General features: G+C 71.8%; 8 protein-coding genes. 4 read left to right on the forward strand and 4 right to left on the reverse strand.

Annotated elements, in window-relative coordinates:
* Positions 1-18: 18 nt before the first annotated feature.
* From AC068Z_RS26960 to AC068Z_RS26970, 3 genes are all read right to left on the reverse strand, one after another.
* Complete coding sequence (locus AC068Z_RS26960; RefSeq protein WP_478560666.1) at positions 19-417, reverse strand: RidA family protein; 399 nt, start codon at positions 415-417, stop codon at positions 19-21.
* A gap of 51 nt (positions 418-468) precedes the next feature.
* Positions 469-2,028 carry an alpha/beta hydrolase gene (locus tag AC068Z_RS26965; RefSeq protein WP_478560669.1) on the reverse strand — a complete coding sequence of 520 codons (1,560 nt, stop codon included), beginning with the start codon at positions 2,026-2,028 and terminating at the stop codon, positions 469-471.
* Between the two features lie 136 nt (positions 2,029-2,164).
* Positions 2,165-3,208 (reverse strand): Rv2578c family radical SAM protein, encoded by a 1,044-nt coding sequence (locus AC068Z_RS26970; protein ID WP_478560672.1) that lies wholly within the window; start codon positions 3,206-3,208, stop codon positions 2,165-2,167.
* Positions 3,209-3,343: 135 nt separating this feature from the next.
* Between AC068Z_RS26970 and AC068Z_RS26975 the strand changes: the two genes are divergently transcribed.
* The 4 genes from AC068Z_RS26975 (at position 3,344) to AC068Z_RS26990 (ending at position 9,813) form a co-directional block, all read left to right on the forward strand.
* Entirely contained in the window at positions 3,344-3,787 is a 444-nt protein-coding gene (locus tag AC068Z_RS26975) for an SRPBCC family protein (protein ID WP_478560675.1), read from the forward strand.
* Between the two features lie 149 nt (positions 3,788-3,936).
* Positions 3,937-6,333, forward strand: coding sequence for an MFS transporter (locus AC068Z_RS26980; protein WP_478560678.1), 2,397 nt, complete (start codon positions 3,937-3,939; stop codon positions 6,331-6,333).
* Positions 6,334-6,492: 159 nt separating this feature from the next.
* Positions 6,493-8,934: an ATP-binding SpoIIE family protein phosphatase gene (locus AC068Z_RS26985; RefSeq protein ID WP_478560681.1), complete on the forward strand. Its 2,442-nt coding sequence runs from the start codon at positions 6,493-6,495 to the stop codon at positions 8,932-8,934.
* Between the two features lie 156 nt (positions 8,935-9,090).
* Positions 9,091-9,813: a class I SAM-dependent methyltransferase gene (locus AC068Z_RS26990; RefSeq protein WP_478560684.1), complete on the forward strand. Its 723-nt coding sequence runs from the start codon at positions 9,091-9,093 to the stop codon at positions 9,811-9,813.
* Positions 9,814-9,834: 21 nt separating this feature from the next.
* On the opposite strand, the gene AC068Z_RS26995 is transcribed toward AC068Z_RS26990, so the two are convergent.
* Entirely contained in the window at positions 9,835-12,402 is a 2,568-nt protein-coding gene (locus AC068Z_RS26995; protein WP_478560686.1) for an immunoglobulin I-set domain protein, read from the reverse strand.
* Positions 12,403-12,443: the final 41 nt, after the last annotated feature.

The raw sequence follows: 12,443 nt of genomic DNA on the forward strand, positions 1-12,443 counted from the left end.
CCCGCACGCGGATGTCCGTCACTCGGCCACCACCGCGAACGCCTCGATCTCCATGCGGAATTCGGGCCTGACCAGCCCCGCCACCTGGACCGCTGAGGCGGCCGGCAGCCGGTCGTCGGGTATGTGCTCGGCGCGGGCCGCGCGGATCGCGGGGAGGTCCGCGAGGTCAGTGACGAAGAAGGTGAGCTTGACGACGTCCTCGAAGGTCGCGCCGGCGGCGGCCAGGCAGCGCCTGAGGTTCTCGAAGACCTGGCGGGCCTGGGCGGCCGGGTCGTCCGCGCCGACCAACTCGCCCTTCTCGTCGAGGGGGAGCTGGCCGGCGACGGCGACGAAGCGGCCCGTGCCCATGACCACATGGCTGTACTGCGCGGCGGGGGCCACCCCCTCGGGGGCGGGAATCCTGGTCGGCTCACTCATGGGTCCATCGTGGACCATGGGACTGACAGGGCCCGCCCCCGGAGGGTGCGCTCAGCCGCGGAAGCCGAGCAGACCGTGCAGGGTCGCGCCCCGGGAGGCGGACGACGACGTCGGGTTCAGCGGCTTCGGGTCGGGCAGCGCGTCGCACACCGCGTCGACCTCACCACCGCTGCGCGGCACGGTGCCGTCGGTCAGGTACCTCGCCAGATGCTTGTCCAGGCACGCGTTCCCGCTCAGCGAGATGCCGTGGTTCTGCCCGCCCTGCTCCACCACCAGGCTGGAGCCGTGCAGCATCCGATGGACCGTCACGGCGCCGTGGTACGGCGTGGCCGCGTCCCCCGTCGCCTGGAACAGCAGCACCGGCGGCAGGTCCCCGTTGGCGATGTTCACCGGGTGCAGGGAACTCGTCGACCAGAACGCGCAGGGGGCGTTGTACCAGGCGTTGCTCCAGGCCATGAAGGGCGCCTTGGCGTACACCGCCCAGTTGTCGTCCCGCCACTGCCGCCAGTCCCGCGGCCAGTCGGCGTCCCGGCACTGGACGGAGGTGTAGACGCTGTAGCCGTTGTCGCCCGCGGCGTCCACGGCGGCGAAGTCGTCGTACGCCTCCACCAGCGGATCGGTGTTCTTGTCACCCACGTACGCCGCGAACGCCTCGGCCAGATAGGGCCAGTAGCCGTTGTAGTAGCCGCCGGGCAGGAAGGTCTCCTCCAGTTCGGCGGGGCCCACCTTGCCGCCGGCCGGCTTCTTCGCCAGCGCGGCCCGCATCGCGTACCACTTCTTCTCGATCTTCGCCGGGTCGGTGCCCAGCTTGTAGGTCGCGTGATGCTTGGCGACCCACGCCATGAAGGCGAGGTGACGGTCGTTGAAGGCGTAGTCCTGCGCGAGGTTGTCCTCGTACCAGACCCCCGTGGGGTCGACGACCGAGTCCAGCACCAGGCGCCGTACCCGCTCCGGGAAGAGCCTGGCGTAGACCGCGCCGAGATAGGTGCCGTACGAATAGCCGAAGTAGTTGATCCGCTTGGCGCCCACCGCCTGCCGGATCCGGTCCATGTCCTGCACGGTGCTGACCGTGTTGATGTACGGCAGCAGGTCCGCGTGCTTGTCGGCGCAGGCCTTCGCGAAGGACCGCGCGCGCTCCAGGTTGGCCTTCTCGATCGCCCGGGTGCTCGGCACCGAGTCCGGGCGCACCGGGTTGAAGTGGCCGGGCTTGCAGTCGAGGGCGGGCTTGCTCTTGCCGACCCCGCGCGGGTCGAAGCCGATGACGTCGTACTGGGCCGCGACCTCCTTGGGCAGCGTGGACGCCACGAAGCCGGCGAGCGTGAGGCCGCTGCCGCCCGGGCCGCCGGGGTTGACCAGCAGCGGGCCCTGGTACTTCTTCGCCGTGTGCGGTACACGGGAGAGGGCGAGCGTGATCTTCCGCCCGTGCGGATTCGCGTGGTCGAGCGGCACTTCGAGGGAAGCGCACTGGAGCTTGGGGTAGGTGGTGGTGCCGCAGTTCTTCCAGGCGAGCTTCGGCGCCGGATGCGATCCGCTCGCCTCGGCGGGAACGGCCGTGAACGACCCGGCGACGACGGCGGCGGCAGCGCACAGCACGGCTGCGCGTTTTCTCATCGAGTCCTCCCAGGACGGAGGGTGTGCGGACCGCGAGGGTCACGGTCCACGCCGCATCGTCCCGGAAAGACCGTCCGGAAGAACGTGTTCTGGCGATACTTGACCCAATTGGGGCGACCGATGCGCTCGGATGCTCTCAGATCAGCGAGAGCTGAACCGGCTCCGTCGGCTGAGCCTCGGTCAGCGGCGGTTCCGGCTCGCGGATCCGGCGCGGCATCCCCGCGCGCGTGGGGCCGATGCCGTACTCCTCGGCCAGTTCGTGCACCTGCCGGGTGACCCGGCGCTGGTACCACTTCGGGGCGTAGGCGCCGTCCGCGTACAGGCGCTCGTAGCGGCGCACCAGGTACGGGTGGTGGCGCTCCAGCCAGGCCATGAACCACTCACGGGCACCGGGCCGCAGATGCAGCACGAGCGGGGTCACGGAGGTCGCGCCGGCCGCGGCTATCGCGCGGACGGTGGCCCGCAGTTGGGCCGGGCTGTCGCTCAGGAACGGGATCACCGGCGCCATCAGCACTCCGCACCCGATGCCGTGCTCGCCGAGGGTCCGTACGACCTCCAGGCGCCGCTCGGGGGCGGGTGTGCCCGGCTCGACGGTGCGCCACAGCTCGGCGTCGGTGAAGCCGACCGAGACGGAGATGCCGACGTCGGTCACCGCGGCCGCCTGCTTCAGCAGCTCCAGGTCGCGCAGGATGAGCGTGCCCTTGGTCAGGATCGAGAAGGGGTTGGCGTGGTCGCGCAGGGCGCCGATGATGCCCGGCATCAGCCGGTAGCGGCCCTCGGCCCGCTGGTAGCAGTCGACGTTCGTGCCCATCGCGATGTGCTCGCCCAGCCAGCGCCGGGAGCCGAGCTGGCGGCGCAGCAGCTCCGGGGCGTTCACCTTGACCACGATCTGGGAGTCGAAGCCGAGTCCGGTGTCGAGGTCCAGATAGCTGTGGGTCTTGCGGGCGAAGCAGTACACGCACGCGTGCGAGCAGCCGCGGTAGGGGTTCACCGTCCACTCGAAAGGCATACGGGAGGCCCCCGGCACCCGGTTGATGATCGAACGGGCCCGGATCTCGTGGAAGGTGATCCCGCGGAACTCGGGGGTGTCGAAGGTACGGGTGATCACCGCGTCGGCGCCGAACAGGGCGGCGTCGGCCCCGCTGTGGTCGGACTCCAGGGCGAGGTTCTCCCAGCGCATGAGGCCTCCTCGGTAGCACTGACCACAGAATAGAACACATGTTCCCTTGATCGTGCGACCTCGATTTGGGCGGCCGGGTCATGGGGTGGTTGGCTTTGCTCGATCCCCGAGCAAGTCACTCCCTGGAGGAAGTCAATGGCGCAGGTCGAGGCCACTACGGAGCGGGTCGTCGCGGCGGACGCGGAGAAGGTGTTCGACGCCCTCGCCGACTACAGCGGCACGCGTCGGAAGGTGCTGCCCGAGCACTTCAGTGAGTACGAGGTGCGCGAGGGCGGCGACGGCGAGGGCACCCTCGTTCACTGGAAGCTGCAGGCCACCAGCAAGCGGGTGCGCGACTGTCTGCTGGAGGTCAGCGAGCCCAACGACGGCGGGCTCGTCGAGAAGGACCGCAACTCCACCATGGTCACCACCTGGCGGGTCACCCCGGCCGGTGAGGGCAGGTCCCGGGTCGTCGTGCACACCACCTGGCAGGGTGCGGGCGGCATCGGCGGCTTCTTCGAGAAGACCTTCGCCCCCAAGGGCCTCGGCCGGATCTACGACGCCCTGCTGGAGAACCTCGCCACTGAAGTGGAGAAGTAAGTCCCCGGTGTTCGAGGGGTGTTGACCTCGCTCACCGGATCGGGTGGATCCTGGTGAGCCGCACCGGTCTGCCGTAACTCGTCGTGCTTGCTCGTAGTTGTCGCATTACGCGGGAATTTGCGTGGCAGGCGCGACGAGGGGAGCGGTACGTGGGCGGGACGACTCCGGTGCAGGACCGACCGGCCGCGGCACCCCCCGAGCCGCCCGCGCCGCACCGGACGGCGGACGGCGAACTCAGCCCGCGCCGGGTGCGGTTGGTCTTCTGCGGGCTGATGCTCGCGCTGCTGCTGGCCGCGCTGGAGCAGATGATCGTCGCCACCGCGCTGCCGAAGATCGTCGGCGAGCTGCACGGCCTGGACCGGATGTCCTGGGCGATCACCGCCTACCTGCTCACCTCCACCATCGGCCTGCCGATCTACGGCAAACTCGGCGACCTGCTCGGTCGTAAAGGTGTCTTCCAGTTCGCGATCGTCGTCTTCGTCATCGGCTCCGCGCTCGCCGGGCGGGCCGAGACCATGGACCAGCTCATCGCCTACCGGGCCGTCCAGGGCGTCGGAGCGGGCGGCCTCATGATCGGGGTGCAGGCGATCATCGCCGACATCGTGCCGTCCCGGCAGCGCGGCCGGTACATGGGCCTGATCGGCGCCGCGTTCGGCCTCGCCTCGGTCGCCGGACCGCTGCTCGGCGGCTACTTCACCGACCACCTCTCCTGGCGCTGGTGCTTCTACATCAACGTCCCCTTCGGGATCGTCACGCTCGCCGTCGTCGCCGTCGTACTGAAGCTGCCGAAGCCGACGGCCAAGCCCCGGCTCGACATCCTCGGCTCGCTGCTGCTCGCCGCCGCCTCCACCTGCCTGGTGCTGCTGACCAGTTGGGGCGGCACCGAGTACGCCTGGGACTCGCGGGTCATCCTCGGGCTCGGCGCGGGCGCCGCGGCGGCCACCGTGCTCTTCCTGGTCGCCGAGCACTTCGCCGCCGAACCCCTCATCCCGCTGCGGCTGTTCAGGGACTCCGTCTTCAACGTCACCGGTCTGGTGGGCCTGGTGGTGGGCGTGGCACTGTTCGGCGCCGCCAGCTATCTGCCGACCTACCTGCAGATGGTCGACGGGGCGTCCGCCACCGAGTCCGGGCTGCTGATGCTGCCCATGATGGGCGGCATCGTCGGCGCCTCCATCGTCTCCGGACAGCTCATCACCCACACCGGGCGCTACAAGATCCACCCCGTCCTCGGCGGCGCCCTCTCCGTCGTCGGCATGTGGCTGCTGTCCCGGCTCGACACCGACACGCCCCGACTGCACTACAGCCTCTGGATGGCGGTCCTCGGCGCCGGTATCGGCATGGTGATGCCGGTGCTGATCCTCGCCGTGCAGAACTCCGTGCGCGGCGCCGACCTCGGCGCCGCGACCAGCGCCAACAACTACTTCCGGCAGATCGGCGGCAGCGTCGGCGCGGCGGTCTTCGGCACGCTCTTCGCCGACCGGCTCGCCGACGCCCTGGCCGACCGGCTGCCCGCGCGGGCCGGTGCCGATCTGCCCGACGCCGAGTCCATCACCCCGCAGGCCGTCCACGCGCTGCCGCCCGCGCTGCGCGACGACTACATCCAGGCCTACGCCGACGCCATGCCGAGGATCTTCCTCTACCTCGTGCCGGTACTCGTCCTGGGCCTGCTCCTCGCCTTCTTCCTCAAGGAGAAACCACTGGTGTCCCACCCCACCGCCGAGACCGAGACCGAGCCCGCGCCCGCCCCGCCGAACGCCCCCGTCCCGCAAGCCCGTTCGCCCCACGCCGCCGGGAACCCCGTCCGCGGCACGGTGCAGCACCCCGACGGAACCGTGGTGCCGCGCGCGGCGCTCACCCTCATCGACGTCACCGGACAGCAGATCGGGCGGGGCGCCAGCGGGGAGGACGGGCGGTACGCGCTGTCCACGCCGGGGCCTGGGTCGTACGTCCTCATCGCCGCTGCGGGCGGTCACCAGCCGCAGGCCGTCTCCGTGACCGTCGGCGAACGCCCGGTCGAACTGGACGTCGTCCTCGGCGGCGCGGGACGCCTGGCGGGCGGTGTGCTGACTGCGGACGGAACTCCCGTGCGGGAGGCGACGGTCACGCTGACGAACGTCCACGGCGAGGTCGTCGCCACCACGCGCAGCGGCCGCGAGGGGGGTTACGTCATCACCGAGCTGGTGGCCGGGGAGTACACGCTCGCCGCGAGCGCGCCCGCCTTCCGGCCGGCCGCGCTGCCGGTGACCGTACAGGCCGCGCGGGAGACCCGGCAGGACATCGAGCTGGCCGGCGGAGCCCTCCTGCGCGGAACCGTCCGGGCGAGCGGCGGACGGCCCGTCGAGGACGCGCGCGTGACCCTGCTGGACGCGGCGGGCAACGTCGTCGACACGCTCACCACGGGCCCGGACGGCACCTTCCGGTTCGTGGACCTCTCCTCCGGCGAGTACACGGTGATCGCCGCGGGCTACCCGCCGGTCGCCACGGTGCTCCAGGTGGCCGGGGGCGGGCGTACGGAACGGGACCTTCAGCTGGGGCACGAGGACTGAGGGGCCCTGCCGTGCGGGCCGTACGGCACCGCGGTACGCGCCGGTTGTGCGGCGGCGTGAGTCAATTCCTTTATTGCCCCACATCACCACCGGCGCTCGCCGTAACGTGGTGTCGGCGGGGTAGATCTTGCCCAAGCCGTGGGGAGAGAGGCCTTGGCCATGGACCGTGGCACCGAGAGGGACGATCCTTCCAGCCGCGGAGCTGGGGGCGGCGCGAGCGGCCGGGTGCCGCTGGCTGTCGTCGTGGTCGACCGTGAGGGCCTGGTGTCCCACTGGAGCACCGGCGCCCGGCGGCTGTTCGGCGTCGGCAAGGAGCACGCCATCGGGCGCCCGGCCGCCGATCTGCTGCCTGTTTCCGGGGCGTTGCACGAGGACACCGACACCACCTCGTACGGCGCCTACGCGGCCTACGACGGACTCGGGCCCGATCTGGAGTCCTCGCTCGACGGACGGCTCAGCTACCCGGCCGCCGGCCGCGCCCGTCTCACCGTGCCGGGTGACGACCGCTCCGACGTGCTGTGGTGGGCGTACCCCCTGGTCGGGCCGGGGCGCGAGCGGCTGCTGGTGCTCGCGGCGGACGCGGACGGACTGCGGCAACAGGACCCCGACGGCACCGGATTCGAGCGCATCGCGCCCGGGTTCGCCCTGCACACCGACTTCCCCGGCGCCGACGAACTGGCCCGCCGGCTGCCCGAGATCCTGCCCAGCATGAGTGTGGGCGAGGGCTCCCGGATCGTCGCGCAGATCCTGGAACTGGGCTACCCCGTCCTGGAGTTCAGCCAGAACGACCGCGTGCCCGTGACCCCCGACTGGGGCGTCCCGCGCCGCGCCGAGCGCAGGGCCCGCCGGGAGCGCGCCGACCGTGCCGCGGTGCTCGGACTGCCCGTGCCCGAGGAGGACACCGAGGACGCCGAGGACCTGGAGTACGTCGCGGTCCGCGAGCGCCTGGAGTTCCTCAACGAGGTCAGCGGTCGCATCGGCACCTCCCTCGACCTCTCCCGGACGATCCTGGAGGTCAGCCGGGCGGTCGTCCCCCGCTTCACCGACGTCGCCGGCACCTATCTGCGGGAACAGGTCGTCGCGGGCGAGGGATTCCCCGAGGGGGTGCCGGACACCACCACCATGTGGCACCGGGTCGCCATCGAGCACACCGACGAACCCGGCCGCTGGGACGACGTCGTACCGGTCGGCGAGGCCATGCCGTTCCCGGCGCACACCCCGTTCTTCCAGTGCATGACCAGCGGCGAGCCCGTGCTCGTGCCGCGCATCAGCGAGGAGATGGGCCACGCCATCGCCTCCCAGTTCGAGAAGCGGGACATCCGGCCGCTGATCACGGGCCGTTCCATGCTCGTCGTACCGCTCAAGGCCCGCAATGTGGTCCTCGGCTTCATGATCCTGCTGCGCCACCCCGAGCGGCCCGTCTTCAACGACATGGACCGCGTCACCGGCGCCGAACTCGCCGCCCGCGCGGGCCTCGTGCTGGACAACGCCCGGATGTACACCTTCCAGGAGAGCGTCGCCGAGACCCTCCAGGACAGCATGCTGCCGCACATCCCGCCGCGCATGTCTGGCTGCGACATCGCCACCCGCTATCTGCCGGGCACGCTGCTCGGGCGGGTCGGCGGTGACTGGTTCGACTCCGTCAAACTGCCCGGCGCCCGCACCGCCCTCGTCGTCGGCGACGTCATGGGCCACGGCCTCAACTCGGCCGCGATGATGGGCCAGTTGCGTACGGCCGTACAGACCATGGCCGCCCTCGACCTGCCGCCCGCCCAGCTCCTGCGCAACCTCGACGACCTCGCCCAGCGGCTCGGCGACACCTACCTCGCGACCTGCCTCTACGCCGTGTACGACCCGATCGCCGGCGAGCTGCGGATCGCCAACGCGGGCCATATCCCACCGGTGCTTGTGCGCGCCGAGGACGGGCGCAGCGAGCTGCTGGACCTGCCGACGGGCGCGCCCATAGGAGTCGGCGGGGTGCCGTTCGAGGCGGTCCGCGTCCGGGTGGAGCCCGGCGACCGGCTGGTGATGTGCACCGACGGCCTGGTCGAGGTGCGCGGCGAGGACATCGGGGTGGGACTCGCCACCCTGTGCGAGTCCGCCGCCCATCCGGCCGCGTCGATGGACGACGCCTGCGACACCATCATCCGGGCGCTCAACACCCGCGGTGGCCGCAAGGACGACGTCGCCCTGCTGATGGCCCGGCTCAACGGCATCGCGCCGGAGGACGTCGCCGAGTGGCGGTTCTCCCGCGACCCCCTCCAGGTCGGCCGGGCCCGCGCGGTCGTCCGCGAGCAGCTGCACGACTGGGGACTGCCCCGGCTCGCCGATGTCGCCGAACTGCTCGTCAGCGAGCTCGTCACCAACGCCCTGCGGCACTCGCACAGCCGTCCCGTCGACCTCCGGCTGGTGCGCGGCGACACCCTGCTGTGCGAGGTGGACGACGACGACCACGAGCTGCCGACTCTTATGAGCGCCGGTCCGACCGACGAGTTCGGCCGTGGGCTGCGCCTGGTGAGCACCCTCGCGCGCGAGTGGGGCACCAGCCGGACGAGCGCCGGGAAGACCGTCTGGTTCGAACTGACACTCCCGCGCCGCTGACCGGTCCCACGGCGCGCGAGGCGTGCGGGGGCGTACGCGGATCGAGTGCGGCGTGAAGGAATGCGCCGCGTCCTTGAAGGCGGAGCCCGGGGCGCGATAGACCGTACTCGCCCGTCACTTCGCGGCGGGCTGCCGTCGCACCCTGGGGAGTTGGGCATGAGCGTGACGAGTCGGTACCGGGAGGCCTGGGAGGGCTTCTGGCGGGACGCCCCCGACGAGGAGGGGGCGGTGTTCTGGGACGCCGAGCCGGCCGTGACCGTCGGCCCGCATCTGGCCCTTTTCGAACCGCACTTGACCGCACCGACGCTGCCGCTCGTGGACCTCGGCTGCGGCAACGGCACCCAGACGCGCTTCCTCGCCGACCGCTTCCCGCACGTCCTCGGCATCGACCTGTCCGCCTCGGCGATCGACCGCGCCCGCCAGGCCGACCTGGCGGGCCTGGCCGCCTACCGCGTCCTGGACGCGGGGGAGAAGGACGAGGCGCAGACGCTGCACGCGGAGCTGGGCGACGCCAACGTCTACATGCGGGGTGTCCTGCACCAGGCCGAGCCCGACGACCGGCAGTCCCTCGTGGACGGCATCGCCACCCTCGTCGGCACCAGTGGCCGGGCCCTGCTCGTGGAACTGGCCGAGGCCGCCAAGCCGGTCCTGATGGGCCTCGCCCAGAGCCCCTCGGGCCCGCCGCCCAAGCTGGCCCCCGTCTTCCAGCACGGCATCGCCCCGGGCGAGGTCGCCGACGACGCGGTCCTGGAGTACGTGCGCACGGCCGGCCTCTCCGTGGTGGCCTCGGGCGAACTGCCCCTCGCCACCACGGAGTACGGCTCCGACGGCACCCGGATCGAACTGCCGTCGAAGTGGCTGGTCGTGGGCCGCGGCTAGGACCGGTCGGGCGGACGGGCGCTAGCGGACGGTACGGCCGCGGCGGTAGGCCACCCAGCCCGTCGCCGTCAGTGCCGCCGCGAGCGCGGCCACGGTGCCGACGGTGACGCCGGTGGAGGCCAGGCTGCCGCCGGTGGTGGTCGTGCCGGTGCCGGTGCTCCCGGAGCTGCCGGTGCCGCCGGTGGTGGACGAACCCGTTCCGCCGGTGGTGCCGGTGCCGCCCGTCGAGCCGGTGCCACCCGTGCCGCTCGTACCGCCTGTTCCGCCGTCGTCCGTGTCCACGGGGTCCTGCCCGACGAAGCTGACGGGCACCTTGACATCCTGGCTCCGGTCGCCGGAGAGCGTGTGGTCGGCGCGGGTCGCGAGCACGCACTTGGCCTTGAAGCAGTCCGTGAACTCGTCCTTGGCGGCCACGGTCAACTCCACGGCGAACGTGCCGCCCTCGCCGTAGGGGGTCGCCAGGTCCTCGCCGTAGTCCGGCGGGTTGGAGGAGATCCACGCCGAGGAGTGGGACGCGCCGCTCATGTCGACGCCGCCGATGCAGGGCGTCGGCAGTTCGCCCGTACCGTTGTCCACGCAGAGGGCGACATAGATGCCCTTGTCGACGTCGTAGCCGGAGCCGGTGACCTTCAGGGTCTGGTTCTCGGTGGCGAGGTGGTTGACCGGGGTGACCGTGAGCTTCTGGCCCTCGGGGCCGGTGACCGTCCTGGTGCCGGAGGGCGTGGTGTCGTCGGGATCGCCCGAGCCGCCGTCGTCACCGCCGTCGTCCGCGCGCTCCTTCACCGTCAGGGTGATCGGGGAAGTGCGCGTGGTGCCGACGGAGTTGGTGAACTCGGCCCGGTACCGGTAACCGTCCTGGGCCGCCTTCGCGGTGAACGAGTAGGCGTTCTCGTCGGCGCCCTCGACCGTCGACCAGGTCTGCCCGCCGTCCGGGCTGACCTGCCAGCGCACGGCCGGTGCCGGGGTGCCCTCGGCCGCCGCGACGAAGGAGACCTCGTCGCCCGCCGTCACGGACTGGTCGGTGGGGGACTGGGTGACCTTGGGCGACATGCGCAGGTCGTACTTGACGACCTTGCTCTCCGCCGACTTGGTCAGATAGACGGAGGTGGCGCCGGGCGCGACCGCGAGGCCCGCGTAGGTACCCGTGCGGACGCTGCCCGGGAGGACGACCGCGTCGGCCACGGGCCGGAAGGCCGTGCTGTCGATGATCTGCAGGGACCCGGAGTTGTCCGTGGTGCCGTCGGCGAGGTCCTCGCGCAGCACGAAGGCGCGCCCGGTGCTCCTGTCGAAGGCCGCCGCCATGGGCCGGTCCTCGCCCGTGAGGGTGGCGAGCGGCTTGCCGTCCTTGTCGAAGACCAGCACCGAACTGCCGTTGCCCACCCAGACGTTGCCGGTCGCCGGGTCGGGCTCGACGAAGGTGAGGACATCGGCGGGGAGTTCGGCCGTGGCGGTGACCTGGAAGGTGCCGGTGTCCACCCGGCGCAGCACCGGTACGCCCTCGGCCGTGCCGACGGACCAGGCCGCGCCGTGGGCGGCGTCGACGCCGAGTTCGGTGCCGCCCTCCAGGGGGACGGTCTGCTTCGTCTCGCCGGTGGCGAGGTCGATCCGGCGCAGCTCGCCGCCCGCCGCGACCAGCACCGTGGAGGTGCCGGCGTCCTGGCCGACTCCGGTGAAGGAGGCGCCGGTGAACCACAGCCCCTGCGCCACCGTGTCGCCGTCCTTGGCGGTGCCGATGCCGCGCAGCGGATAGTGGAAGAGCACGCCGTCGCCGGCCAGCGGCGCGATGATCCGCCGGACCACTCGGGGAGCCAGGGCGCCGTTCAGCCCGGGGGCCTGGGCGATGTGACCGAGCACCTTGCCGTCCCCGGCGTCCAGGGCGTAGAGCCCCTGCTCGGCCACGTCCGCGGTGTCGGGGATGTTGTCCGAACCGACGTACAGCTTCCCGGAGCCGGGGTGCAGCAGCAGGTCCAGCGGGCGTCCGGCGGTCGTGAACTCGGCGGCCTTGGCGTAGCTGACGGTGCCCGGCGGGACGTCCACGCCGTCGCCGCCGCCTCCGTCACCCGGGTCCTGACCCTGGAAGGTGATCGGGATACGGACGTCCTGGGAGCGGTCGCCGGCGGCGTTGTGGTCGACGCGGGTGACGACCGAGCAGGCGACCTCGAGGCAGTCGAGGCCGCTGTCCTTTGCCTTGACGTTCAGCTCGACGTCGAACGTGCCGCCCTCGCCCCAGCGTTCGGCGACCGTGCCCGCGCCCTCGTCCGAGGCGTCCCTGGGGATGATCCACCGGGAGGCGCCGCTGTCGCCGCTCTGGTCGGCGCCGCCCAGGCAGGGGGTGGGGATGCGGTTGTCGCCGTTGTCCTTGCAGACGGCGACGTAGATGCCCTTGGTGTCGTCGTACGCGGACCCGGTGACCCGGAGCGTCTCGCCGTCGGGGGCCAGGTTGGCGGAGGCGGAGACGGTCAGTTTCTGGCCGTCCTTGCCGAGCGCGGTCCTCGGGGTGTCGGCGGCCTGCGCGGAAGAGCCGGCGGCGGCGGAGGCGGCCACCAGCGCGGCGGCGCCGACGAACGCCGCCGGGCGTCTGAGCTGCATCGGAGTTCCTCACTTGTCGGGTGCGCCCGGCACCCCACTGG

It is taken from the genome of Streptomyces sp. NPDC043726 (assembly GCF_056436565.1).